Source organism: Agrobacterium sp., from assembly GCF_059499945.1.
In genome coordinates this window covers 1,133,678-1,159,590 of the sequence record NZ_JCABZP010000014.1, presented here as the reverse complement: position 1 = coordinate 1,159,590, position 25,913 = coordinate 1,133,678, and the positions used below count along the sequence as shown (strand labels likewise).

Sequence of the window (25,913 nt, the reverse complement as noted above, 5' to 3'; positions counted from 1 at the left end):
TGTGCGGTCGGGAGGGCGTCTGACTTTTGACCCGCCCCTCCCCGTCGCGGCGGCCCTCGAATGCGGCGCAAATCATGCATCGTGAGCCACCGAGCCATTGCGGGACCGCCATGAATTGGATTGAACACGGTCGATCAGGTACGGCAGGCCAGCGCCTTGCCGCTTCTGTTCCTCGATAACCGCCGCCTGCCGCATCGCCTCATCAACGGCTGCGGCCAGCATCGTCCGCATGGTTTCGCTCAAACTATCGATTTGCGCGGCAAGGCGATCAGACGCCGCCGCTGTGGCTGCTGCAACCGATGATGGCAATCGATAGGGATTGCGAGGCCGCCGCAAGCTGCCCCTCACAAGCCCATTCACCCTCTCGGCATCCACTGACGCCGGCTTGTCTTCCGAACGCTTGGAACGGACGTATCCGATAGCACCGTCGCTATCAGTGAGTTTCTTAGGTGAGTTTCTTATATGAGTTAGGGTGCACGGATTTGCACTGTCTAAGTGCACGTTATTGCACCGAGTAGATGCACGTTCTTGCACTACCTCGTCGTCATTCTCGCCGCTTTCAAAGTCAGCAACAAGCTGCCGGAAGCCGACCCAGTTCGGCTGGTATCGAGAACGGAAACCATTCCCACCGTGGTGTATCTTCACAATCAAACCGCGTGCGTGAAGCTCATTGGTGGCATTCACGACCGTTCGTTTGCTGACACCAGCCCGAGCCATCAGGCGGTCAGTTCCGGGGTCGCACTGGCCTGTCCTCGCATTGAAGTGCGAGAGGATAACCGCGCCCACAGTCTTAGCATCGCCCGACAACCCACGTGCCAGAGCAATCGCTTTGTACGCGACGGCGAAGTCTTTTTGGGAGGGAAGCTCAGGCTTGTCGTTCATGGCTCGACAACCCCATGAACGGCGCCTGAAAACGCGAGACACTCAAAATTACGAAACGTTGAATTTGCTCAACATTTGTATTTGTCTCAAGTCCGGCTATGTGTTTGGGATTGCTGCGTACTGGTGGGTTCTCATCGCCCACCATTTTCCAAATTTCTCAAATTCACATGTTATGAGCTGAATGTTCTTCAGCTGGCGCGGTCTTTTGTCCTGCATTTTCCGCATCTGGAATCAGCCGGCCCTGCCCCGCATCTCGTCGCTGGGCGTATCAATCCGAGCCCGGAACCACCGGAATCGTTTTCCAGCCCTCATCTATTCCAAATCGATACGTCCGTTTCGGATTCCGACAGCTTCACCGAATCCCTGTGCCACCGTGTAACATACCGAAAAATAAGCGGATTCAGACTTTTTAAAGAGATTTCGGGCATTGTTTGCGCACCGTTTCATGATGAACGGTTGAACTGATGGATGAAACCATGTCGATCGACGCGTTTGTAACACTCGCGCTTATTGCGCTGCCTGTTTATATTTTTTTCCGCTGGGTCCAGCAGGACTCAGAAAAACAAGATACTCCCAAAAGCAAAAATTCCATGGGGCGGTGATCCGTTACGGTCGACCCGCAGTATTTTCCCGGACGGTCTCCGGACGAAATCCTCCACAATCCGATATCCAAGCGGCAATGCTGATTTCAATAGCTAGCCATCGCCAGGAATCGCGCAAAATCGGGGAACCCGGCCCGGGGGGCCCTCGCCGCACAAAAAAGCCGGGCATAGCCCGGCTTTTCTCATTTACAGCGCCTTTCGGCTCGATCAGTTGATCGCCTTCATGTTGACGGTGAAGAACAGCGTCTCGCCGGAAGAATCGTCCACGCCGTCATTGTCGGTCACGGCATAGGCCGTTCCAGCCTTGTCGAAGGTGAAGCCTTCCAGCTTGTCAACGACGTAGCCGTTGGTCTGGGCCTTGAGGTCGGGCAGGAAGTCATGGGCTTCCTGCTTGGCCACCAGCGGCAGTTCGCCGCCGATCTTGCCCGGCTTCAGATCCGCGATCGCAACGCGGTAGAGCTTCTTGATCTTGGCCTTGTCGCCGATCTGGTTGTCGCGCTCGACGATATAGACATAGTCGCCCTGCGCGGTGATTTCGGAAAGGCCAATCCAGCCTGCCTCGGTCTTGTCGAGCGGATAACGCACGGTGCCCCACTCCTTGGACTTCGGATTGTAGGAGACGAGCTTGACGAAGCCCTTCTCATCCGTGCCCCACTCGCGTTGCACAGCCATCCACAGCGTGGCGTCGTCGCCCTTGCCGATCATGGTCACGCCTTCGAAACCGAAGCGGGTATCGCCGGAAAGGAGTTCCTTCGGCAGAGCGATCTCGGCCTTGATTTCGCCCTTGGCGTTGACGTTATAGAGCGCGTGCGGAACAAGCTTGGCGCTGTCGCCTTCAGAGGCCAGCCAGAAACCGCCCTTGCCATCAAGCGTGATGCCTTCGATGTCGAGCTTCTGAACAGCAATGCCGTCACGCTTGACGCGCAGCACGCTGGTGATGGTGGCAGGCTTCTTCGTGGCGTCGATGGTGAAGATCGACGGCTGGTTGCCATAGACCGAGTCGGAGACGGCATAGAGAATGCCGGGCTTCTCAGCATCGCCGACCAGGCCGGAAAGAGCGCCCCAGCCGATCGGCGCGCCGTCGACGGTGGCGGAAACGAGCTGCGGATAGGCAGGCTGGCCTTCGGCGCGCTCATAAAGCATGACATGCGAGCGGACACCGCCGTCTTCGATCAGATCGACCTCATTGGCCGTAGCAAGGAGATTGCGCGACGGAATGGCGACGGCGCCTTCCGGCGAGACGCCCGAAGGCAGGAGCTGCGTCAGCTGCGGCTCCGCACCGGTATCCTTGTAGACGGCGACCACCGAAGCGCGCTCGGCAAGCACGAAGAAATACTTCTGGCCATCGAAGGTCGCCGCTTCCAGACCTTCGGGCTCAATGCCCTTGGCCTTGGAGCGCTTTTCCGGATAGTGGCCGATGGCGGCAACCGCGCGCTCGAGCGAAGCACCGGCTTCATAGAGAAGCTTGCCGGTCTTGTCGAAAATGGTGAAGCCGCGCGAACCGCCCTGCCAGTCGCCTTCATTGGCGATGACGATACGGTCATTGTCCAGCCACTTTACAGCGTCCGGCTCGCGCTTGCGGCCTTCCTGCTTGTCGGTGAATTTCAGCTGACCGTCGGTCTTCGTGTCGACGCCTTCCAGATCAACCTTGCCGACGGAGAAATGCGTCTTCACCGTGCCGGTCTTGCCATCGATGATGACGATATGGTTGTTTTCCTGCAGCGTCAGAGCGATCTCGCCATTGGCGTTGATCGAGACGAATTCCGGCTCCGGATCCTCAGGGGAAATTTCGGCGAGACCGGTAACGTCAATCTTCTTCAGCGTCGCGCAGTCGGCCACGCCGTCCTTCAGGCCGACCGTTACCAAATAGCCGGCGGGCATCTGCGGCAGTGCGCCTTCGTTCACATCTTCATCACGCTCGTTTTCGATCGCGATGGCGGCAAAGGTTTTATCAGGGGAAACGGCGACGGAATCGGGCTGGCCGCCGAGATCACAGCTTGCCTCGATCTTCTTCGTGGCAATATCGACTGTCACCAGCTTGCCGGACGGGTTGGCGCGGTTTTCCGACGTATTGACGCCGGCGAGAACCTTAAGGCCAGCAACGGCAACAGAGGTCGGCTCGCCTTCCAGCAGCAATGCGCCGCCGGCCTTGGGGGCCTTCGCGTCGGTGATGTCGATGAAACCGATGCCGCCGAGCGGGCTGTCCGAATAGATCAGCGTCTTGCCGTCTTCACTGGCGGTGATGATTTCAGCCGAGGTGACGGACTTGGCGTCCTTGTCCGCGGGAAGGTTTTTCGCCACCGGGAAAGACGCGATGCGGTTGAAAACCGGCTCGGCAGCGGCCGGCAAGGCCACGGACGTGAGCAGAGCAGCGGTCAAGGCCATTTGAGAAAATCGGAACGCCATTTTAATCCCCCTTGGGTCCAGAAATACCCCATGGCTTCTGCGTCAAAGACATGACAGTGGCATGACATTTCCTGTCGGGAATCAAAAAGCCCGGCCATGGAGACCGGGCTTTCTTGTTTCTGCGCACATTCCGCGTATCGGAGCACCGTGTGACCGGATGGAGGCTGCACAGGCGCGCTCCCTACTTTCGTTTACATCCTGCCGGATTGAGAACCAGGCTGTCCGAAAAGCATTTCGAAAAACCGCCCGGTTTTGGGCCGGCATGATGGCGTCAGCGCGTCAAAACATGTTTCCTCGTGAACCTGAAAAGCCGCCCGCCCGCCGCCGGGCGTTGCGGCTTTCCGGAAACCTTACGAGTTGACGGCGTCCTTCAGGCCCTTGCCTGCGGAAAACTTCGGTACGTTGCGAGCCGGGATATCGACTTCAGCACCCGTAGAAGGGTTACGGCCCTTGGAGGCTTCACGGCGGCTAACGGAGAAGCTGCCGAAGCCAGCGAGGCGAATGTCGCCACCGTTCTTCAGTTCGCTCTGTACGGTTTCGAATACGGCATCAACAGCGGAAGCAGCATCTGCCTTCGTGAGACCAGCCTTTTCGGCAACAGCAGAGACGAGCTCGTTCTTGTTCATGTTTCCACCCCTTTCAATGGTTTGAAACGACTCAAATTAAGCCGGCGCAGAATACGTTTGCATCCGCGCGCAGCAACCCAAAAGCGCTGGAATCGCCTGAAAAACAAGGGGTCTGCGATTTTTTTCACAAAAAAGGCCGACATTTCTGCCGGCCTTCCACATATTCGTGCCAAATTCGCATCACTTGCCCGGAGCTGAGCGCAGAATGCGCCTTCCGACACCTAACATATTGAATCTATGCAGCACCCGTCGCGAAAGGCGATTCCCGCCCCTCGCGACGAAGCACGTATCAATGTGCGATGGTCTGGCTGCCGTCGTCGACGCCTTCGACCGTAGCGATAACAGGCGTCTCGATGCTGCCGTCCCACTCGATGGGCTCCGGCTGGCGCAGAAGGGCGTGCCTGATGACCTCGCCCATGCGCGAAACCGGGATGATTTCCATCTCGTTCTTCACATTGTCCGGAATCTCCGCCAGATCCTTGGCGTTCTCTTCCGGGATCAGTACCTTCTTGATGCCGCCGCGAAGGGCTGCGAGCAGCTTTTCCTTCAGGCCGCCGATCGGCAGCACGCGACCACGAAGCGTGATCTCGCCCGTCATCGCAACATCCTTGGAGACCGGAATGCCGGTCATGATGGAGACGATGGCGGTTGCCATGGCAACACCGGCGGACGGTCCGTCCTTCGGGGTTGCCCCTTCCGGAACGTGAACGTGGATGTCGCTCTTGTCGAAACGCGGCGGTTCGATGCCGAAGTCCACGGCGCGCGAGCGGACATAGGATGCCGCTGCCGAAATGGATTCCTTCATCACTTCCTTGAGGTTGCCGGTGACCGTCATGCGGCCCTTGCCCGGCATCATCACGCCTTCGATGGTGAGCAACTCACCGCCGACTTCCGTCCATGCCAGACCGGTGACAACACCAACCTGATCCTCACGCTCGGCTTCGCCGTGGCGGAACCGCGGAACGCCCAGATAATCCGGAACGTTGGCTGCTGTGACTTCCACGGACTTGACCTTGCCCTTGATGATCTCGGTCACGGCCTTTCGCGCAAGCTTCATCAACTCGCGCTCGAAGCTGCGCACGCCCGCCTCGCGGGTGTACTGCTGGATCACGATCATCAGAGCGTCATCGCTGACCGAGAACTCTTCCGGACGCAGGGCATGTTCCTTGATCGCCTTCGGCAACAGGTGACGCTTGGCGATTTCGCGCTTTTCGTCTTCGGTGTAGCCGGCGATGCGGATCACTTCCATACGGTCCATCAGGGGACCCGGAATGTTCAGCGTGTTGGCCGTGGTCACGAACATCACGTCGGACAGGTCGTATTCCACTTCAAGATAGTGGTCCATGAAGGTGGAGTTCTGTTCCGGATCGAGAACCTCCAGCAGTGCGGAAGACGGATCGCCACGGAAATCCATGCCCATCTTGTCGATCTCGTCGAGCAGGAAGAGCGGATTGGACTTCTTGGCCTTCTTCATTGACTGCACGATCTTGCCAGGCATGGAGCCGATATAGGTACGGCGGTGACCGCGGATTTCCGCCTCGTCACGCACGCCGCCCAGCGCCATGCGCACATATTCGCGGCCGGTCGCCTTGGCGATCGACTTGGCGAGCGAGGTCTTGCCGACGCCGGGAGGGCCGACGAGGCACAGGATGGGGCCGCGAATCTTCGAGGCGCGCGCCTGCACGGCCAGATATTCGACGATGCGTTCCTTGACCTTGTCGAGACCGAAATGATCCTGATCGAGGATTTTCTCGGCCGCGTTGAGGTCAACCTTGACCTTCGACTTCTTGCCCCAGGGCAGACCGAGCAGCCAATCCAGATAGTTGCGCACGACGGTCGCTTCCGCGGACATCGGGCTCATCTGGCGAAGCTTCTTCATTTCCGCTTCGGCCTTTTCCTTGGCCTCCTTGGAAAGCTTGGTCTTGGCGATGCGCTCTTCCAGTTCGGCCATCTCGTCACGGCCGTCCTCGCCGTCGCCGAGTTCCTTCTGGATCGCCTTCATCTGCTCGTTCAGGTAATATTCGCGCTGGGTCTTCTCCATCTGGCGCTTGACACGCGAGCGGATACGCTTTTCGACCTGCAGCACGGAAATCTCGCCTTCCATGAAGCCAAGCGCCTTTTCAAGCCGCTGCTTCACGCTGACGGTTTCCAGCATTTCCTGCTTTTCGGTAATCTTGATCGACAGGTGCGAAGCGACCGTATCAGCGAGCTTCGAATAATCGTCGATCTGGCCGGCAGCGCCGACAACCTCGGGCGAAATCTTCTTGTTGAGCTTCACATAGCTTTCGAATTCCGAAACGACCGAACGCGACAGCGCCTCGATCTCGACCGGATCTTCGGCAGGCTCCTGCAACGGCGTCGCGGTGGCTTCATAGAAGTCTTCACGGCCGGTGTAGCTGTCGATCTGGGCGCGGCCCTTGCCTTCCACCAGCACCTTCACGGTGCCGTCGGGAAGCTTCAGAAGCTGCAGGACATTTGCGACCGTGCCGACCTTGTGGATGGCTTCGGGAGCCGGATCGTCATCGCTGGCGTTGATCTGGGTGACAAGCATGATCTGCTTGTCCGAACCCATGACTTCCTCGAGCGCACGAATGGATTTTTCCCGCCCGACGAACAGGGGAACGATCATATGCGGGAAAACGACAATGTCGCGCAGGGGAAGTACCGGATAGGTACCACCAGATGCCGCAGACGTGATGTTCGTCATATCATTTCCTTTCATGGTCCCTTTCGGGACACTTTGCCGGACAGCTTGGGGCATCCGGCACATTCATTTCTCGAGACTGAAAATGGAGTTTCGAAACACCGATTTCAAGTCGCCGGAACAGACGATCCCGCTGAGCGGCAAGACCGTGAAATTCAACAAAACCCAGCGCCGGCTAGTACTCCCGACATTTCCGGTTATCCTTGAAGGTCAGGAACCGGGTCGCCGACGGGAATTCACATTTCCGTCATATCGCGCTGCAAATCAGTTGTAAGACTTTATCAGCAAAGCGCAATCCGCTCCAAACGCAAAATCGGGCTTCGCCAAGTTAGGCGCAAGTTTCACGCCCGGCCACAACAGAAAAGGCCCGCACGGGATGCGGGCCTTTTGATTTCATCAAAGTACCGGATCGGTCGATCAGGCCGAAACGTTGGTCTTTTCTTCCTGACGATCCGCATAGATGTAGAGCGGACGGGCGACGCCGCTGACGACGTCGTTGGAAATGACCACTTCGCGTACGCCTTCCAGCGTCGGCAGTTCGAACATGGTATCCAGCAGGATCTTCTCCATGATCGAGCGCAGGCCGCGGGCGCCGGTCTTGCGGGTGATCGCCTTGCGGGCGATTTCGCGCAGAGCGTCCTCGTGGAAGGTCAGTTCCACATCTTCCATCTCGAACAGGCGCTGATACTGCTTGACCAGCGCGTTCTTCGGCTCGGACAGGATCTGGATCAGCGCATCCTCGTCGAGGTCCTCCAGCGTCGCCAGAACCGGCAGACGGCCGATGAATTCCGGGATGAGACCGAACTTCACCAGGTCTTCGGGCTCCAGTTCGCGCAGAACCTCGCCAACGCGGCGATCGTCTTCCGCCTTGACGGTCGCACCAAAGCCGATCGAGGTCTTTTCACCACGGGCCGAGATGATCTTGTCGAGGCCGGCAAACGCGCCGCCGCAGATGAACAGGATGTTGGTCGTATCCACCTGCAGGAATTCCTGCTGCGGATGCTTGCGGCCGCCCTGCGGCGGAACGGAAGCGACCGTGCCTTCCATGATCTTCAGAAGCGCCTGCTGAACGCCCTCGCCCGACACGTCGCGCGTGATGGACGGGTTGTCCGACTTGCGGGAAATCTTGTCGACTTCGTCGATATAGACGATGCCGCGCTGGGCGCGTTCGACATTGTAATCCGCAGACTGCAACAGCTTCAGGATGATGTTTTCCACGTCCTCGCCGACATAACCGGCTTCGGTCAGCGTCGTTGCGTCCGCCATGGTGAAGGGAACGTCGATGATGCGGGCGAGCGTCTGGGCAAGATAGGTCTTGCCGCAACCCGTCGGACCGACGAGCATGATGTTCGACTTCGCAAGCTCGACATCGCCGTTCTTGGAGGCGTGCGCGAGGCGCTTGTAGTGGTTGTGAACGGCCACCGACAGGATTTTCTTCGCCTGCTTCTGGCCGATGACATATTCGTCGAGGATCTTGATGATGTCCTGCGGGGTGGGAACACCCTCGCGCGACTTCACCATCGACGTCTTGTTCTCCTCGCGGATGATGTCCATGCACAATTCGACGCATTCATCGCAGATGAATACCGTCGGTCCGGCAATGAGTTTCCGGACTTCGTGCTGGCTCTTGCCGCAGAATGAACAATAGAGTGTATTCTTAGAGTCGCCGCCGTTGCTGCCGCTGACTTTGCTCATATCTCTTTCCTTCCAGCACGCCGCAGGTCCGCCAAACGGATCGCGGTCAACTTACCGCCCGCCGATACGGCAGCCCTTGGGGTGCATCGCCGTATCCGCCTCGTTTCCCGGGGTACTAACCGGTATCAGATACATGAGCTGACAACCGGCTGCAACGAATTCCCCATCAAACCAAAGGCCACGTCATAAAAATTCAACATAGCCTTTATATATACTAATATCGCTTTCTGTTGCGGTTGAAAGCCCCGAAATTACTTTTGCGGGTTCAAACAAACGTCAAAAAGCGGCGCGCCTCAATTCGCGGCGGCGCCTTCGATTTCCTGGCGCGAGGTCAGGATCTTGTCGATCACGCCCCATTCCTTCGCCTCGTCTGCATCCATGAAATGGTCGCGATCAAGGGTTTTTTCAACCTCTTCGAGCGTGCGGCCAGTATGCTTCACGTAGACTTCATTCAGGCGACGCTTCATCTTGATGATGTCACGGGCGTGGCGCTCGATATCCGATGCCTGGCCCTGGAAACCGCCGGACGGCTGGTGAACCATGATGCGGGCGTTCGGGGTGGCGAAACGCATTCCCTTTTCACCGGCAGCCAGAAGCAGCGAGCCCATGGACGCGGCCTGACCGACGCAGAGCGTGGAAACCGCAGGGCGGATGAACTGCATCGTATCGTAGATCGCCATGCCGGCGGTCACGACGCCACCCGGCGAATTGATGTAGAGCGCGATTTCCTTCTTCGGGTTTTCAGCCTCGAGGAAAAGAAGCTGCGCGCAGACGAGCGACGCCATCTGGTCTTCCACCGGGCCGGTAAGGAAAATGATGCGTTCCTTGAGAAGACGGGAAAATATGTCGTAGGAGCGTTCGCCGCGATTGGTCTGCTCTACGACCATCGGCACCAGAGCCATGGCGGTATCAACTGGATTTTTCATGTCCGTCCTTTGTCAAACTCTGCCCTTCGCGGAAAACCGCTCCGGAATCACTTCTAACCTTCATACTCCCTACATAGAGTGTCCCTGCCCCGTACTTCAAGACACGAAGCCGCATATCCTTAACGGCTCAACAGCGTTTGCAGGCCGTCGAGGGCCGACTTGGCAAGGGTTTCGAACCGGGCGGGGCCGGCCGGGCCTCTTTCCCTCACCGCCACCATTTTTTTACTATGGCGCGCGGCGGGGGCAAAAATCGTCCGCCATACACAGATATAACTTCTCACCGGCAAGAACTCGTTAGTATTTGCTGCTGATACTGGCCAGCGAATTTCCGGTTCCCGTTGGGGAATGGGCCCATCCGGGCGAAATGGCAGCTCAACAATTCCAGCGGGCATAACGCACCTTGTGCGAGATGGCCCGCTTTTACCGCATGATGGCGCAGATAGGATTTTGCAATGCTGGATGCAAAGACGAGCACGCTACTGTGGGCGGCGGAAACGTTCACCCTTGCCGTGCTTTTGGGAACGCTGTGGCTGCACCGCCCTTCCCGCCGGCATAATCTCTATTTCGCCGCAGGTTTCCTCACCACAGGCATCGGCACTGTCATGGTGGCGTTTCGCGGCGATATTTCCAGTTTTCTGTCCATTCAGGTCGGCAATACGTTGGCGCTTTCCGCCTTTGGTTTCTGGCTGGCTGGCCTGCTCTGCTTCGAGCAGCGCAAACTCGGCGGCTGGGTTGCTATTCCGGCCCTGCTGTGGATCGCCGGAATGTTCGTGCCGCCCGTGCGCGAAGACATGGTCGCCCGCATCCTGCTTTATCATGCCAGCGCGGCCACGGGCTATTTCATGCTCGCGGGCGTGCTTCTGGCCAGCAGGGCGCGCGCATCTCGCAGCCGAAAGGTTCTGGCCACGATCCTGATCCTGCAGGCTTTTGCCGGAGCGATCGTCGCATCCATCGTCATCCCGGCCAATGCCGCAATCCCCAATGCCATTCCCATGACATCGGCGCTCTCCATTTCCGGCATGCTCGGCTTCACGGCGATCATCATGATCAGCGCCAAGATCATCATGGAAGACACGGAGATTCGTCTTCACCGGCTCGCCATGACCGATCATCTGACCGGCGTTCTCAACCGGCGCGGTCTGCTGGAGGAGTTCGAGCGCATCAAGAAAAGGTCGCCGGCCTCCAGCCGTTATGTGGCGTTGGTGCTGTTCGACATCGACCATTTCAAGAAGATCAACGACAGATACGGCCATCAGTCCGGGGATGCGGTCCTCGTGCATTTCTGCAATATCGCCCAGCGTGTGATCGGCGATCGCGGCCTTTTCGTCAGAATGGGAGGCGAGGAATTCGCGCTGGTCGCCGAAGTCGAAAGCCCTTCCAGCACAGCGACGCTTGCAGAAGCCATCCGCGGCAATCTACGCCTGTCGAAGATCAGTTCGCGTGGTGAAAGCATCGAGGTGACCACCAGCGTCGGCATCGCCGAAGCCATGATCAGGGATGCCGACCTCAACACAATGATGACGGAAGCCGACCGTGCGCTCTATGCTGCCAAGAAGGCCGGGCGCAACCGGACCGTCATCCACGTCAATTCGGCCAATGTCGTCGTGCCCGCCTCGGACCGCGACGAAAACCCGATGGACAACAATGCCGACCGCCAGGTTGCGGCGCTGAACCGGATATCCGCCATCGCCAGTCGATGACGATGTAACCATCCAGTGACAGACGGAGGGGAGTTCCCCTCCCTTCCCAAAGCGCCACGCGCGGAATAAACCATGGGCATGACAGCGACATTTCCCTTTCTCAAAATCGATCCCGCCACCCGCCGCGTTTCACTCGACGCCCGCGACCCGGCCTTCTACAACGATCCGAACCCGGTTTATGCCGCCCTGCATGGGCAATGTCCCACCTTTTACTGGGAGGAGCAGCGGCAATGGTTCTTCACCGGTTACGACCATGTCAGCGCACTTCTGCGCGACCGCCGCTTCGGACGGCAGATCCTGCATGTGGCTAGCCGCGAGGAAATCGGCCTGCCGCAACCGCTGGAACATGTGAAGCATTTCGACGCCGCCGAGCAGCATTCGCTTCTGGAGCTGGAGCCGCCGGAACACACGCGGCTGCGCACGCTCATCAACCGCGCCTTCGTCTCTCGGCATGTCGACAAGATGAAACCGGAAATCGAGGAACTCGCCAACCGCCTGATCGATGCCTTCGAGAGCAAGGGCGAAACCGAGCTGCTCTCCTCTTATGCCGATATCATCCCGGTGACGATGATCGCCCGCATGATCGGCATTCCCGAAGAGATGGGGCCGCAGCTTCTGAAATGGTCGCATGCCTATGTCGGCATGTACATGTTCAAGCGCACGCCCGAGGACGAGCTTCTGGCCGACAGGGCCGCGCATGAATTTTCAGAGTATGTGCGCAGCGTGATCGCCGAGCGGCGGGCGGAGCCGAAGGATGACCTGCTGAGCCACATGATCCATACGGAGCACAAGGGCCAGTACCTGACCGACGACGAGCTCATCTCCACCACCATCGTGCTGCTGAATGCCGGGCACGAGGCGACCGTGCACCAGATCGGCAATTCCGTGCGCATCATTCTGGAAAGCGGCATTTCTCCGGAGACCCTGTTCCACGACGAGGCCGCCACGGAACGCACGGTGGAAGAAACCCTGCGCATCTGCGCCCCGGTTCATATTTTCCAGCGCTGGGTTCTGGAACCGGTCGAAATCGACGGCGTCGCATTCAAGCGCGGCGACAAGGTCAGCCTCATCCTGGCAGCCGCCAATCTCGACCCGGCAAAATTTTCCGATCCGCTGACCTTCCGGCCGGACCGGAACGAAGGCGCCAACGTCTCTTTCGGCGCCGGCATCCATTTCTGCATCGGCGCACCGCTTGCACGGCTGGAGCTTAATCTCGCCTTGCCCCTGCTTTTCAAACGCCTGCCGGGCCTGAAGATTGCCGAGCCGCCCAAGGTCAAGGATGTCTATCATTTCCATGGCCTCGAGCGGCTCGATCTCAGCTGGTAAGGCAGAGGGAGGATTCGGCCTTAAATCTGGGCCAGACCGCCATCAACCGAGAGCTCGACGCCGGTGATATAGCTGGCCTTGGAAGATGCCAGAAACAACACCGCCTCGGCGATTTCGTCGGGGTCGGCCATACGGCCGATCGGTGCCGCATCCTTCAGATAGGCCTTGAAACCGGCGATCTTCTCATCGTCCATCTTCAGGCCATTTTCCATGATCGGCGTGCGGGTAACGCCCGGGCTCACCGTATTGACGCGGATTTCCCGCGCTTTCAGATCATTGGCAAAACTGCGGGCGAATGAGCGAACCGCCGCTTTCGAAGCATTGTAAGCGCTCAGCTTTTCCATACCCTTGTTGCCGACGATCGACCCCGTCAATACGATCGAACCGCCGTCCTTCAGCACCGGCAACAACGTCTGCACCGTGTAAAACACGCCCTTCACGTTGATGTCGAAAATCCGGTCGTAGAGCGCCTCATGGGTCGCACCAAGATCGTTGTTCTCGGCGATGCCGGCATTGGCGACCAGCACATCCACCTTTCGCCCGTCGGCTTCAATGCGAGCCTTGAGCTGTTCCAGATCCGAAAGCTTGGCAACATCGGAAACGAAGCCGATTGCCCCTTCCCCGAGCTTGGCGACGGCGGCGTCGAGATTGGCTGAATTGCGGCCCGTCACATAAACCGCAGAGGCGCCGCCCTCCAGAAACAACCTGGCGACTGAAAAGCCGATGCCTGTCGATCCGCCCGTGACGACGACCACCTGTCCGCTGAATAGTCCAGACATTGCAAACTCCATGAATATCGTAATTTCCGAATTACCATAATTCGGTATTTCGGTTTTATTGAAATATTGAAGCTTGTCAATCCATATGCTACAGGCGGTCCATGGTTCAGTTTTTTCATCCCGCTCGCGAGGACATATCGCTTACCGCCGTGCTGTCCGCCCTTGGCGAGCCCGCGCGCATGGGCATCATCCGCAAATTATGGGGGTCGGAGGCCGGGCAGAATTGCGGTGCGGCAGCGCCCTGTCAGGATATGCCGCGCTCCACCCTGTCCAGCCATATGCGAATCCTGCGTGAGGCAGGATTGATCCGCACCCATAAACAGGGCGTCGAAAATATCAGCGTTGTGCGCATTGAGGATATGGAAGCCCGCTTTCCCGGACTCCTTCCATCGATTCTCAAATTCGATGAGCAGTAAGCACCAAACCGCATCCGGCCTCAGAGCCGGATGACGTAGTCTTTGCGCGTCGTTTCCACGACCTCCCACGTGCCGGCAAAGCCCGGACGCAGGATAACGCGGTCACCGGGTTTCAGATCGCGTGGCGCACCGCCATCTTCGGTCAGGATGGAATGGCCTTCGAGAATGTTGAAATATTCCCACTCGTCATAAACAACCCGCCATTTGCCGGGGGTGGACTGCCAGATGCCGGCATAGATGCCGCCGGGAGCCTCCTCGATATTCCATGTGGTGAATCTCGGATCGCCGGAGATCAGCCTTTCCGGCGCAGGCGCGCCATGCTCCACCTCGGTAACATCATCAAAGGACAGAAAATTCGCCATGACATCCAGATCCATCAAATGTGGTTGGTAAAATAGCTTTGCTCATTTGTGAGCGCTTCGTCAAACGTCTTCAACTTCAAATACAACTTAAAATTGATTTCATGGGCAGCGAACGCTTGCTCGTTGCCCCGTTTCCCGTCGCGGCCTTGCAGCGGGAGAAGATGCGGTTCACTCCATCCTCGTCCAGCCAAAAACCAGCCAGGTATATTTCGACTTCTTGTCGGGTTCGGCGGTGTAGGTCATCTGTATATCGCCGTCCTTCGCATAAATATCGAGCCTGGGCGCCGTATCCAGCTTCAGCCAAAGCGAACTCTTGTTGAAAGACCATGTTCCGCACCAGACGCATGAACCCGCGGGATCACCGGCCTGATGGAAATTATAACGACCGTCCGCCGTGATCTCCAGATAGTCGAACGCCGAGTAAAATGTCGTTACCGTCTCCTGGAACAGTGTCGCATCCGCTTCCTGCTGCGAGGTGGGCGCGGTCTTCATATCGCGCGGCGGGCGGCTGGTCGCACCGCTGAGTTTCCACTTTCCGACAAAATCCTTCTGAGTCGGGAAATATTCCGCCTCCGCCTTTGCCGGCGAAACCGAAGCGACGACAGGTATATCAGCCATACCTGCGACCCCGATCGCAAGGAGAAGGGTGACGATGCGGAGCATTCCGGTTCGGTTTTTCATATGGCCTATCTTTCGCAATGGGAGTGCAAGGGCCTGTTCTAGGCAGATTCGATGCTTTGAGTAAGATGGTAACCGATGAACGGAAGCGGCGCGCCAATCGTCCATCAGGCTCACCAACTGCCTTCCGGCACTGACACCAAAGTTTTATCCACAAACCGAAGTGACAACCTCAGTTTCCCGCTGATTTCACCCGCGCAATGAACGGGAATATCACCGCAGGAAATTCGAAGGGGAGTCACGCGAGTACCAAACTCGCGTGACCAACCACGTCACAGCTTGGCAAGCGATTGTTCGAGATCGGCGATGATGTCCTTGACGTCCTCGATGCCGATCGACAGGCGAACCACATCCGGCCCTGCACCGGCGGCCGTCTGCTGTTCCGGTGTCAATTGCGCATGGGTGGTGGAGGCCGGGTGGATGACGAGGGAGCGCGTATCGCCGATATTGGCGAGATGGGAGAAGAGCTGCAGCCCTTCCACCAGCGCCTTGCCGGCCGCATAACCGCCCTTGACGCCGAAAGTGAAGACGGAGCCTGCGCCCTTTGGCGAATATCGCTGCTGGAGGGCGTAGTTGTCGCTGTCCTCCAGCCCGGCATAATGCACCCAGCTGACTTTGGGATGCGCCTTCAGCCATTTCGCGACGGCCAGCGCATTGTCGGAATGGCGCTGAACGCGCAGCGGCAGTGTCTCGATGCCCGTCAGGATGAGGAAGGCGTTGAAGGGCGAAATGGCCGGTCCGAGGTCACGCAATCCCAGAACGCGGCAAGCGATGGCGAAGGCGAAATTGCCGAAGGTCTGGTGCAGCACGACGCCGGAATACTCCGGCCGGGGCTGCGACAGCGCCGGATATCTATCCGTCGCCGACCAGTCGAAGGTCCCGCCGTCAACGATGATGCCGCCCATGGAATTGCCGTGCCCGCCAAGGAATTTCGTCAGCGAATGCAGCACGATGTCAGCGCCGTGTTCCAGCGGCCGCAGCAGATAGGGGCTCGCCATGGTGTTGTCGACGATCAGCGGCAGGCCGTGCCGGTGGGCGACATCGGCAATCGCGGCTATATCCACGAAAGTACCGCCGGGATTGGCAAGGCTTTCGATGAAGACGGCGCGTGTGCGGTCGTCGATCTGCGCCTCGAAGCTGGCCGGATCGGTGGCGTCAGCCCAGCGCACCTGCCAGTCGAAGCCCTTGAAGGCGTGACCAAACTGGTTGATCGAGCCGCCATAAAGCTGACGAGCGGCGACGAAATTGTCGCCGGGCTGCAGGAGCGTATGGAAGACCAGCAATTGCGCGGCATGGCCGGACGCCACGGCAAGCGCCGCCGTGCCGCCTTCCAGCGCCGCCACGCGCTCTTCCAGAACAGCCTGGGTGGGGTTCATGATTCGCGTGTAGATATTGCCGAACTCTTTCAATCCGAACAGGGCGGCGGCGTGATCGGCGTCGCGGAAAGCAAAGGCCGTCGTCTGATAAATGGGTGTCGCACGCGCGCCGGTGGTCGGATCAGGTTGTGCGCCCGCGTGGACGGCCAGCGTTGAAAACCCGGGATTGCTGCTCGGCATGATGTTTCCTCCAATGGAATTTTGAAGGGATCATAATGCCTTGCCGCCAAATGATAAGTCCGATCCGTACCAACTATCGCACAATATTGAGACGCGGATACTCAATTGCAGGGCAACGGTCCATCACAACCTCTATGCCATAGGCTTCCGCCTTGGCGGCGGCATTGTCATCGCGAACGGAAAGCTGGCCCCAGATCACCGATGGTCGCTCGGGCAGCAATATCGCCTCTTCGACGATTGCCGATAAATATTCCGGCGCGCGGAAAACATCGATCATGTCCACCGGCTCGGGAACATCGGCGAGCCTGGCGTAGACCTTCTGTCCCAATATCTCCTTGCCTGCCTGGCCGGGATTGACCGGAAACACGCGGTAACCCTTGGACAGCAGGAAGCGCATGACGCCGTGGCTCGGCCTGTCCGGGTTGGGCGAAGCGCCGAGCAGCGCGATGGTTTTGACGTCAGTCAGAATTTTTCTGAGGTAGTCGGGCTCGTAACTATCATGCTGCATGTCAACTTATCCCTCTTGGAACGTCACATGGTTTGAAGAATACCAATGCAGATGCGCCATTTGAAAGCTGCGCGAGCATAGCCTCGTCTGCATAATTCCACCGACGCATTCCTGACACTGCCGAATGCGCCTGCCCTTCCCATCTAGGAAGCTTCCCTGCTGTCTTGAACCCTTGCCCGGCCGAAAATCGCTGCCACGACAGACCTATCGTCGCGCAGTGGCACGTTTTCGTCCACGCAAAATGATTTCACCAAAATACCAGAATCCCGGTTCTATTGACTAATTTTGTCCAGTTTTCAAAATGGCGCAAACCGGCACAAAAGCGGCTCAAACAACATTAGCGTGCAAGTTATGCGCCCTTCGTCTCCTGTTTGTTTTCATTCCGTTCGCAGGTGAATTAGAGTTATCTAATTTTCAGAAAGTTATTCTGTAAATCAATCTACAAACAAACCTGCAACGTTACAGCAAGCCGTTCATAGCAGATATGAAATTTCTTTTCATGTACATCCCATCCAATTGATATACCTTCCGACCGAAGCGCCCAGCGGAGCTATTTGACAAAACAGGTAGTATTATGGGCCAAAACACGCTCCGAATCGAAACCACAAGCTGTGCGCCCAGCGCTCATGCCACCATCTGACGGATGAAATCCTGAGCAGAATACCATATCGCGCCGGAGCAAAATCATTCCGCGCGCGCCTGACATGCACAAAGCAAGAGTTTTACGCGTGTTGCAATATCAGCCGCAGTCACATGTCGTTTGTGGGTGGTTCCACCGGCGCAAAACGCTCACTCGAACAATTCGCAGGGGCGTGTCGCCCTCACCGAAAATCGATTCCGGTTTTCAGGCCGATGCTGTAGGTTGCCCAAAGTAGCCCGCGAGCGAGTCTCTATTGTGACATTTGACATTCTTCTTCTGGTGCTCCTGGGCGCGATGCTGCATGCCGGATGGAATGCGCTGGTCAAATCCGGATCCGACAAATCACTGGACGCCTCACTGATTGCGGCGGGAGCTGCGGCCTGTTCACTGCCGTTTCTGCCTTTCCTGCCCTTCCCCGCACCGGTCGCCATTCCCTTCCTGATCGCTTCGGCCGTTCTACAATTCGCCTATTTCCGCCTTGTCGCCGCCGCCTATACGATCGGCGATATCGGCCTTGTTTATCCCGTCATGCGCGGTGTGGCTCCCTTGATCGTCGCGGCGACGAGCAGCCTGTTCCTGAGCGAGGTTTTGAGCCCGCTGGCCCTTGCCGGGATCGCGATCATCTCCGGCGGCATCCTGACACTCGTATTCGAGGCAAGGCGTGGCGGCGGAAAGGCTATTCTAGTCGCGCTGCTCAACGCCTTCGTGATCGCGTCCTACACCTTCGTCGACGGCGTCGGCGCAAGACTTTCCGGCAACGCCATCTCCTATACGCTCTGGATGTCGCTTTTGCCGCCGGTGCTGCTTTTCGGTTTTGCCTTTTTCCAGCGCGGCGTCGGCCCTGTCGTCCAGCATGTCCGACGCAACTGGTGGCGCGGCCTGATCGGCGGCGGCGGCTCCATTCTGTCCTACGGACTTGCGCTTTACGCCATGACCAAGGCGCCCGTCGCCGTCGTCGCGGCGCTGCGGGAAACCTCCATTCTCTTCGCGTTGGTAATCTCCGTGGTGATCCTCAAAGAACGCGCCAGCATCTGGCGTTATCTTGCCGGAGGCATCATTGCAGCGGGCGTTCTGGTGATGCGACTGGGGTAAAACGGGTTTGTTTGGTGAGGTAAAATAATACCCCATTATCAAGTCATTGTTTTTACTATATTATTTTTACGACCTCCAAAATCCGTCATATTGACGCTTTCGCTCGCGCACCGTATAAGCGCGCCAGATCGGATTCCAGCCGGAATAGGGTCATTTGCGGTTGTCCTTGATGGCAACCAAACCAAGCAACAAGAAACGCCCGTATGCTCTTTCATGAAGAGGATGACGGGTCCACGTTAGAAAGTGAAATCTATGTCTACTTTCGTTCAGAAGCCCGCTGAGGTGGAGAAGAAGTGGGTCATCATCGACGCCGAAGGCCTCGTTGTTGGTCGCCTCGCCACCATCGTTGCAACCCGCCTGCGCGGCAAGCACAAGGCTACCTACACCCCCCACGTTGATGATGGCGACAACGTCATCGTTATCAACGCTGAAAAGGTTGCCTTCACCGGCAACAAGTACTCCGACAAGAAGTACTACTGGCACACCGGTCACCCGGGTGGCATCAAGGAGCGTACGGCTCGCCAGATCATCGAAGGCCGCTTCCCGGAGCGCGTCGTTGAAAAGGCCATCGAGCGCATGATCCCGCGCGGCCCGCTCGGCCGTCGCCAGATGAAGAACCTGCGCGTTTACGCCGGCTCGAACCATCCGCACGAAGCACAGCAGCCCACCGTTCTCGACGTGGCCGCGCTTAACAAGAAGAACGTAAGGAGCGCCTGATAATGGCCGATCTTTCCTCTCTGAAAGACCTCGCCCCGGCATCGGAAGCTTCGGCTCCCGTGCACGTCCGCAAGGTTGATACCCTCGGCCGCTCCTACGCGACCGGCAAGCGCAAGAACGCTGTAGCCCGCGTATGGGTGAAGGCCGGTTCTGGCAAGATCATCATCAACGGCCGCGATTTCACCACGTATTTCGCACGTCCGGTTCTGCAGATGATCCTCCAGCAGCCGCTGGTCGCAGCTGCCCGCTCCGGCCAGTTCGACATCATTGCAACGGTTGCAGGCGGCGGTCTTTCCGGCCAGGCCGGCGCCGTACGTCACGGTGTTTCCAAGGCGCTCACCTACTTCGAACCGGGCCTGCGCTCCGTTCTGAAGAAGGGTGGCTTCCTGACCCGCGACAGCCGCGTTGTCGAGCGTAAGAAGTACGGTAAGGCCAAGGCCCGCCGTTCGTTCCAGTTCTCCAAGCGCTAATCGCTTCTCGGAACGGTTCGCTCAGAACTTCGAAAGGCGGGGCTTTGGCTCCGCCTTTTTTCATGTCTGCTCCCTTGTTTTTTCGGCGCGAAGACAGCACCTTCAGCGCAAAACGCGATGGGGTGACATATGCCGGCCAAAACAATCGACCATGCCATTACCGCCACGACGCTGACATCTGCCGCCACCGACCCGACCCATGCGGGTGTCCTCTCCTTCATGCGGCGCAAATACACCAAGAACCTCAAGGGCGTATCGACTGCCATCTGGGGCATTCCCTTCGATGCAGCAACCTCCAACCGGCCGGGCGCGCGCTTCGGGCCGCAGGCGATCCGCCGGGCTTCGGCGATTTTCGACAACGACCCGCAATATCCCTTCGCGCACGATCTCTTCGCCCATATGCCCACCATCGATTACGGCGACTGTCTGCTCGACTATGGCAACCACTGGAAAACGCCTGACACGATCGAAAAGGAAGCGCGCCGGATCATCTCCAAGACGGATTATCTGCTGACGCTCGGCGGCGATCATTTCATTACCTGGCCGCTCCTGAAGGCGCATGTCGCCAAACACGGGCCGCTGGCGCTGGTGCAGTTCGATGCGCATCAGGACACCTGGTTCGATGACGGCAAGCGCATCGACCACGGCTCCTTCGTGGCGCGCGCCGTGCGCGATGGCCTGATCGATCCCGACCGTTCGATCCAGATCGGCATCCGCACCCATGCGCCTGACGATTTTGGCATTCGCATTCTCCATGGGTACGAGGTGGAGGAAATGCGGGCGAGCGATATCGCCTCGCTGATCGTCAAGCACACGGCCGGCATGCCCACCTATCTGACCTTCGATATCGATTGCCTCGATCCAGCCTTTGCGCCGGGAACCGGCACGCCTGTCGCCGGCGGGCCGACCAGTGCGAAAATTCTCTCCGTTCTGCGCGGGCTTGGCCAGCTGGATATTCGCGGTTCCGATGTCGTGGAAGTCGCCCCCGCTTACGACCACGCTGATATTACCGCCATTGCCGGAGCCACCGTTGCAATGTATATGCTTGGCCTGCGTGCCGAACGGCTGGCGAAGGCTGGCTGACAAAGAAAACGGCGCTTACCGAACTGATTCCGAATACCCTCGCAACCCTTTGAAAAGTCAGGACAAGGACATGACAGCGAAGATCTTCATCGATGGCGAACACGGCACCACGGGTCTGCAGATCCGCACGCGCCTTGCCGGTCGCCGCGATATCGAGCTGCTGTCCATACCCGAAGCCGAGCGCCGCAATGCGGCGATGCGCGAGGACATGCTCAACAACGCCGACATTTCGATCCTCTGCCTGCCCGACGATGCCTCGAAAGAAGCCGTCTCCATGGTGGCCGGCAACAATAATGTCCGTATCATCGATACCTCGACCGCCTATCGCGTCCATCAGGACTGGGCTTATGGCTTTGCCGAAATGGATAAGGAACAGGGCGAAAAGGTTCGTTCCGCCCGCCTCGTCGCCAATCCGGGCTGCTACCCGACCGGCGCGATCGCCCTTCTGCGCCCGCTGCGCGCCGCAGGCCTCCTGCCGGACGGTTATCCGGTCAGCGTCAATGCGGTTTCCGGCTACACCGGCGGCGGCAAGCAGATGATCGCACAGATGGAAGACCAGAGCCGCGATGACTCAATCAGCGCCAATAATTTCCTTTATGGCCTGACGCTCAAGCACAAGCATGTGCCGGAGATGACCATTCACGGTCAGCTCGACCGTGCACCGCTGTTTTCGCCCTCCGTCGGTCGTTTCCCGCAGGGCATGATCGTGCAGGTGCCGCTGTTTGCCGCTGACCTGAAGGAAGGCGCGACCATCGAAACGATCCATGCGGCGCTGAGCGCCCACTACGCGGGACAGGACATCGTCAGCGTCGTGCCGCTGGCCGAAAGCAAGGGCCTCGCGCGCATTGACGCCGAAGAACTGGCGGGCAAGGACACGATGAAGCTCTTCGTTTTCGGCACGCCGGGCGGCGAGCATATCAATCTCGTCGCGCTGCTCGACAATCTCGGAAAGGGTGCGTCTGGCGCGGCCGTCCAGAACATGGAACTGATGCTTTCCGCATGAGACTTGCATGAACAGCACCACGCCATCTTTTCCGGCCTCGTGGAATATCGAGGCCGCAAAACGCATCGCCGATACACCAGCCGGCATCGTTTACGAACTGACGCGCAAGGACGGTTCCCTTGCCGTTGCCAAGGTCCTGAAAAAGAAAGTGCTGAAAGACAGCCTTCGCGGTGCGGATTTCATCGCATGGCGCGCAGGTGTCGGCTGCGTGGAGCTGCTCGACCGCTCGGACGACATTCTGCTGATGGAGCATGCCGGAACCGAGACGCTGCGCGACGTGCTGTTCCGCGACGGTGACGACGATGCCACCACGGAAATCGCCGCTAACGTTCTGCTGGAATATCATCAGCCATCGCAGCAGACGCCGCCCTCAAGCCTGCTGACGCTGCCGCTCTATTTCGAAAGCCTGTTCCGCAAGGCCGAACAGGGCCGCACTGACGGCGTGGAAAGCCCCTATATCGAGGCGGCCACGCTTGCGCAGGAACTGATCGGCAAGCAGCGGGATATCAAGCCGCTGCACGGCGATCTGCACCATGAGAACATCATGCGCAGCGAACGCGGCTGGATCATCATCGACCCGTCAGGCCTGATCGGCGATGCGGCATTCGACGTCGCCAACATGTTCTCCAATCCGCTGGACCGTTTCGACCTCACCCGTAGCGAGGCGCGCATCGCCTCCATGGCGGCGATTTTCGCGAAGACGCTGCAACGGGATGAACGGCTGTTGCTGCAATATGCCTTCGCCTATGGCTGCCTTTCGGCCACGTGGCACGAAGAGGACGATAATGCGGAAGAGCGCGACAACGAACTCGCCGTCGCGGCAACCATCAAGGCCGTCCTGAAACAGTTCTGAGCAGGCTCAGAGTTTGTCAGGGAAAAGTGGAACCCGGTTTTCCCGAAAAGACAAACGAAAACAAAAGAATCTAGAGTATGCAGGTTCAGAATGAACCTGCATACTCTAGTCCCTGATTTCGACCGAAACCGGCGCAGGATATTCGCCGATGAACCCGCGCCAGTGGGCGACGGAAAAACCAAGCACGATCAGCGCCATGCCCTGATGGGCAAGCGCAACATGAATATCCACATGCATCAAAAGCGTGGTGATGCCGAGCGCCGCCTGAATGGAAACCAGCACGAAGAACAGTACGGCGCGGCGGGCGTGTGGCGTATTCGGCAGCGCGCGCGCCATCGACACCATATGCCACAGCGTGGCGGCAAACAGCGTATAGGCGCCGAGGCGGTGGATGAACTGCACCGTCTTGGGGTTTTCGAAGAGGTTGATCCACCAGGGCTGTTGCAGGAAGAGATCGCCCGGCACCAGCGAGCCGTCCATCAGCGGCCAGGTATTATAGGAAAGGCCGGCATTCAGCCCCGCAACCAATGCGCCGAGATAGATCTGGAACAGACAGAGCACCGTCAGCAACGCAGCAAAGCCCCTGCCCGTCTTTTCGTCGGCGGCGTCGGGCGAATGATGCGACAGGCCGCGCAATATCCACATGCAGCCCGCGAAGATGAGGCAGGCGATGGTCAGATGCGTGGCAAGGCGATATTGCGAGACATCCGTGCGGTTGACGAGGCCTGACGATACCATCCACCAGCCGATGAAGCCCTGAAAGCCGCCAAGCGCCAGAAGGCCGACCAGCGGCAGGCGCAGACGCTTTTCGATGCGGCCGGTCAGCCAGAAGAAGGCGAGCGGCAGTGCGAAGATGATGCCGATGGTGCGGGCAAGCAGGCGATGCGCCCATTCCCACCAGAAAATCGTCTTGAACTCGTCAAGCGACATGCCCTTGTTGATTTCCTGATATTGGGGAATGCGCTTGTAGAGCTGGAACTCTTCTTCCCATTCAGCAACGGAAAGCGGCGGGATGGCGCCATGGATCGGCTTCCATTCGGTAATCGACAGGCCGGATTCGGTAAGCCGCGTGGCGCCGCCGACGAGGACCAGACAGACGAGCGTGAAAAGCACGACGCGCAGCCAGATGCGCAGCAGGCGGCGGTCCTTCTCCTGTTTCTGCAGGGCAGCCTCCACCACCATTTCCGCAGAACCATTTGCCATCGTCATGCCGCTCGAACGCATCTTTCAGGTCTCCCTCATACAGTCATGTTGATTAGCCCCAACCGGCACCACAAAACAAGACCTCAGGGTTTGCGGCATGCGGTCGCGGCGGTATAGTCGCAACAGCTGTTCAATCACGGAAGATTTCATGCATCCTCGCCTCAGATCGCTCATCGGCACCGTCGTCATCATCTGCCTCGTCGTCGTTTACGCCGTGGTGGCGACGGCCATTGCATCGGCGACTCTGGCGCAATCGCCCTGGTGGGTGCATCTCGCTTATTTCGTGTTCACCGGAATTTTGTGGATTTTGCCGGCGATGCTGATCATCAAATGGATGGCCGGACCTAAAAAACAGGGCTGAGCGCCAGCCGTTGTATAACATCCACAGGTCGCAATATTATAAACCGATTGTTTGCCGCTGAACGATATAGTCCGACCGAAACAACCGGAGAGAGTGGATGGCGGCTGAGGAGCCGGTCTTTATCAGCGACAAGCAAGCGCCGACCGCCGTGCAAAACGAGCGGCGGAGTGCTGATCGTCTGTTGATCGATCTCGTCGATGACGCCGCAACCATCCGCTCCGACTGGGAGCAGCTGGAAGGCGACCCGCTCAATTCGCTGCATCAGGGTTTTGGCTGGTGCTCCATCTGGGCGCAAACGCAGGACAGCGCGCTCCTGACACTTCGCGGCCGGCAGGGCGGCAAGACGATCTTCCTGCTTCCGCTCGAAATCGTGCTGGAAGGCGGCATCCGCAAGGCACGTTTTCCCGGCGGCCGTTTCAACAATATCAATACGGGGCTTTTCGACCCCGCCTTTGCCGAACAGGCCGGACAGGAAATCGCGGCGGCAATTGCCCGCGAGGCGCGGAAGCTGCTGCATGGTCGGGCCGATATTCTGGCTTTGCAGAACATACCGCTGACGTGGCGCGGCAGGACCAATCCCCTCTCGCATCTTGCTTCCGTCGAAAACCAGAATCCGGCCTTCCAGCTTCCCCTGCTCGAGAGCTTCGAGGCCACGCTTCGGCAGGTCAATGCCAAGAGGCGACGGAAGAAATTCCGCATCCAGAGCCGAAGGGCCGAGGAAATGGGCGGTTACAGCCATGTGATCGCGCGTTCGCCACAGGAAAGATGCGAATTGTTGCAGGCGTTTTTCCGCCAGAAGGCCGCCCGTTTCGCCTCGCAGGGCATTCCGGATGTCTTTCGCAATCAATCGGTGAAGGATTTCTTCTACGATCTCGCCAATTTTCCCGAGACGGGCACAGGCAGCCTGCTGGAACTGCATGCCATTCGCCTGCATGGGGAAAACGAGGGCGTCATTGCCGCGATAGCCGGCCTTTCGCGCAAGCAGGATCACATCATCTGCCAGTTCGGCTCGATTGACGAGTCCGTTTCGGAACTCAGCCCCGGCGAATTGCTGTTCTGGCTGATGATCGAAAGGGCGTGTCGCGAGAAGGCGGCGATCTTCGATTTCGGCGTCGGCGACCAGCTCTATAAGCGCAGCTGGTGCCCGCTTTTTACCGTGCAGCACGATATATTCCTACCGGTGACATTGAAGGGTCGCGCAGCGGCCTCGGTCTATGTCGCCATTGCCCGGACGAAGAGCCTGATCAAATCCAATCCGGCGCTTTATGCGTTGATTCAGCGTTTTCGTGCCGGACGGCCGAAGACGGACATCGCTGCCGACTGAG

24 protein-coding genes are annotated in these 25,913 nt (G+C 58.4%); 12 read left to right on the top strand and 12 right to left on the bottom strand.

All coding sequences use genetic code 11. The annotated features are described in order from the left end of the window. Positions 1-72: 72 nt before the first annotated feature. Positions 73-882: a helix-turn-helix domain-containing protein gene (locus tag AC5I5B_RS17435; RefSeq protein WP_495752757.1), complete on the bottom strand. Its 810-nt coding sequence runs from the start codon at positions 880-882 to the stop codon at positions 73-75. A 464-nt stretch (positions 883-1,346) separates the two neighbouring features. Here AC5I5B_RS17435 and AC5I5B_RS17430 point away from each other — a divergent pair, with 464 nt between their 5' ends. Then, positions 1,347-1,484, top strand: coding sequence for a hypothetical protein (locus AC5I5B_RS17430; RefSeq protein WP_003502364.1), 138 nt, complete (start codon positions 1,347-1,349; stop codon positions 1,482-1,484). A gap of 207 nt (positions 1,485-1,691) precedes the next feature. Here AC5I5B_RS17430 and AC5I5B_RS17425 read toward each other — a convergent pair whose 3' ends face one another. The 5 genes from AC5I5B_RS17425 to clpP all read right to left on the bottom strand — a co-directional run bounded on the left by AC5I5B_RS17425 (position 1,692) and on the right by clpP (position 9,841). Further along, positions 1,692-3,890 (bottom strand): esterase-like activity of phytase family protein, encoded by a 2,199-nt coding sequence (locus tag AC5I5B_RS17425; RefSeq protein ID WP_495752756.1) that lies wholly within the window; start codon positions 3,888-3,890, stop codon positions 1,692-1,694. A 350-nt stretch (positions 3,891-4,240) separates the two neighbouring features. After that, on the bottom strand, positions 4,241-4,516 hold the full coding sequence (gene hupB, locus AC5I5B_RS17420) for a DNA-binding protein HupB (protein ID WP_003502360.1): 276 nt from the start codon (positions 4,514-4,516) through the stop codon (positions 4,241-4,243). A gap of 289 nt (positions 4,517-4,805) precedes the next feature. Continuing rightward, on the bottom strand, positions 4,806-7,223 hold the full coding sequence (gene lon / locus AC5I5B_RS17415) for an endopeptidase La (RefSeq protein ID WP_111834306.1): 2,418 nt from the start codon (positions 7,221-7,223) through the stop codon (positions 4,806-4,808). Positions 7,224-7,637: 414 nt separating this feature from the next. Continuing rightward, positions 7,638-8,915 carry an ATP-dependent Clp protease ATP-binding subunit ClpX gene (gene clpX / locus AC5I5B_RS17410; RefSeq protein WP_003496489.1) on the bottom strand — a complete coding sequence of 426 codons (1,278 nt, stop codon included), beginning with the start codon at positions 8,913-8,915 and terminating at the stop codon, positions 7,638-7,640. A 293-nt stretch (positions 8,916-9,208) separates the two neighbouring features. Continuing rightward, on the bottom strand, positions 9,209-9,841 hold the full coding sequence (gene clpP, locus AC5I5B_RS17405; RefSeq protein ID WP_003502355.1) for an ATP-dependent Clp endopeptidase proteolytic subunit ClpP: 633 nt from the start codon (positions 9,839-9,841) through the stop codon (positions 9,209-9,211). 452 nt (positions 9,842-10,293) lie between these two features. Here clpP and AC5I5B_RS17400 point away from each other — a divergent pair, with 452 nt between their 5' ends. Both AC5I5B_RS17400 and AC5I5B_RS17395 read left to right on the top strand, forming a co-directional pair. After that, entirely contained in the window at positions 10,294-11,541 is a 1,248-nt protein-coding gene (locus tag AC5I5B_RS17400) for a GGDEF domain-containing protein (protein WP_087743807.1), read from the top strand. Positions 11,542-11,613: 72 nt separating this feature from the next. Further along, complete coding sequence (locus AC5I5B_RS17395) at positions 11,614-12,867, top strand: cytochrome P450 (RefSeq protein ID WP_162695517.1); 1,254 nt, start codon at positions 11,614-11,616, stop codon at positions 12,865-12,867. A 20-nt stretch (positions 12,868-12,887) separates the two neighbouring features. On the opposite strand, the gene AC5I5B_RS17390 is transcribed toward AC5I5B_RS17395, so the two are convergent. Beyond that, complete coding sequence (locus tag AC5I5B_RS17390; protein ID WP_162690818.1) at positions 12,888-13,658, bottom strand: SDR family NAD(P)-dependent oxidoreductase; 771 nt, start codon at positions 13,656-13,658, stop codon at positions 12,888-12,890. An 89-nt stretch (positions 13,659-13,747) separates the two neighbouring features. Between AC5I5B_RS17390 and AC5I5B_RS17385 the strand changes: the two genes are divergently transcribed. Then, a complete protein-coding gene (locus AC5I5B_RS17385; RefSeq protein WP_003502347.1) occupies positions 13,748-14,062 on the top strand; it encodes an ArsR/SmtB family transcription factor in 315 nt (104 codons plus the stop codon). A 20-nt stretch (positions 14,063-14,082) separates the two neighbouring features. On the opposite strand, the gene AC5I5B_RS17380 is transcribed toward AC5I5B_RS17385, so the two are convergent. The 4 genes from AC5I5B_RS17380 to AC5I5B_RS17365 form a co-directional block, all read right to left on the bottom strand. Beyond that, the gene (locus AC5I5B_RS17380) at positions 14,083-14,424 is read right to left on the bottom strand and encodes a cupin domain-containing protein (protein ID WP_003502345.1); all 342 of its coding nucleotides are present in this window, start codon (positions 14,422-14,424) and stop codon (positions 14,083-14,085) included. Positions 14,425-14,592: 168 nt separating this feature from the next. After that, positions 14,593-15,105 carry a hypothetical protein gene (locus AC5I5B_RS17375; protein WP_087743804.1) on the bottom strand — a complete coding sequence of 171 codons (513 nt, stop codon included), beginning with the start codon at positions 15,103-15,105 and terminating at the stop codon, positions 14,593-14,595. Positions 15,106-15,374: 269 nt separating this feature from the next. Beyond that, positions 15,375-16,658, bottom strand: coding sequence for an O-acetylhomoserine aminocarboxypropyltransferase (locus tag AC5I5B_RS17370; RefSeq protein ID WP_003502341.1), 1,284 nt, complete (start codon positions 16,656-16,658; stop codon positions 15,375-15,377). A gap of 73 nt (positions 16,659-16,731) precedes the next feature. Beyond that, positions 16,732-17,166 carry a CoA-binding protein gene (locus tag AC5I5B_RS17365; protein WP_175280564.1) on the bottom strand — a complete coding sequence of 145 codons (435 nt, stop codon included), beginning with the start codon at positions 17,164-17,166 and terminating at the stop codon, positions 16,732-16,734. A gap of 895 nt (positions 17,167-18,061) precedes the next feature. Between AC5I5B_RS17365 and AC5I5B_RS17360 the strand changes: the two genes are divergently transcribed. The 6 genes from AC5I5B_RS17360 to AC5I5B_RS17335 all read left to right on the top strand — a co-directional run bounded on the left by AC5I5B_RS17360 (position 18,062) and on the right by AC5I5B_RS17335 (position 23,024). Next, the gene (locus AC5I5B_RS17360; RefSeq protein WP_060724089.1) at positions 18,062-18,898 is read left to right on the top strand and encodes an EamA family transporter; all 837 of its coding nucleotides are present in this window, start codon (positions 18,062-18,064) and stop codon (positions 18,896-18,898) included. A gap of 252 nt (positions 18,899-19,150) precedes the next feature. Then, the gene (rplM, locus tag AC5I5B_RS17355) at positions 19,151-19,615 is read left to right on the top strand and encodes a 50S ribosomal protein L13 (RefSeq protein ID WP_003502335.1); all 465 of its coding nucleotides are present in this window, start codon (positions 19,151-19,153) and stop codon (positions 19,613-19,615) included. 2 nt (positions 19,616-19,617) lie between these two features. Further along, complete coding sequence (gene rpsI, locus AC5I5B_RS17350) at positions 19,618-20,085, top strand: 30S ribosomal protein S9 (RefSeq protein ID WP_003496509.1); 468 nt, start codon at positions 19,618-19,620, stop codon at positions 20,083-20,085. 129 nt (positions 20,086-20,214) lie between these two features. After that, positions 20,215-21,168, top strand: a complete 954-nt coding sequence (gene speB, locus AC5I5B_RS17345; RefSeq protein ID WP_020810818.1) for an agmatinase — start codon at positions 20,215-20,217, stop codon at positions 21,166-21,168. Positions 21,169-21,238: 70 nt separating this feature from the next. Then, the gene (gene argC / locus AC5I5B_RS17340) at positions 21,239-22,171 is read left to right on the top strand and encodes an N-acetyl-gamma-glutamyl-phosphate reductase (RefSeq protein WP_003502330.1); all 933 of its coding nucleotides are present in this window, start codon (positions 21,239-21,241) and stop codon (positions 22,169-22,171) included. A gap of 7 nt (positions 22,172-22,178) precedes the next feature. Beyond that, positions 22,179-23,024, top strand: coding sequence for an aminoglycoside phosphotransferase family protein (locus tag AC5I5B_RS17335; protein ID WP_112958568.1), 846 nt, complete (start codon positions 22,179-22,181; stop codon positions 23,022-23,024). A 105-nt stretch (positions 23,025-23,129) separates the two neighbouring features. On the opposite strand, the gene AC5I5B_RS17330 is transcribed toward AC5I5B_RS17335, so the two are convergent. Further along, entirely contained in the window at positions 23,130-24,233 is a 1,104-nt protein-coding gene (locus AC5I5B_RS17330; RefSeq protein WP_035212501.1) for a COX15/CtaA family protein, read from the bottom strand. A 142-nt stretch (positions 24,234-24,375) separates the two neighbouring features. Between AC5I5B_RS17330 and AC5I5B_RS17325 the strand changes: the two genes are divergently transcribed. Next, on the top strand, positions 24,376-24,588 hold the full coding sequence (locus tag AC5I5B_RS17325; protein ID WP_003502315.1) for a DUF2842 domain-containing protein: 213 nt from the start codon (positions 24,376-24,378) through the stop codon (positions 24,586-24,588). Positions 24,589-24,685: 97 nt separating this feature from the next. Next, the gene (gene uppA, locus AC5I5B_RS17320) at positions 24,686-25,912 is read left to right on the top strand and encodes a polysaccharide biosynthesis GNAT family N-acetyltransferase UppA (RefSeq protein WP_111834303.1); all 1,227 of its coding nucleotides are present in this window, start codon (positions 24,686-24,688) and stop codon (positions 25,910-25,912) included. The last annotated feature ends 1 nt before the right edge of the window (position 25,913 follow it).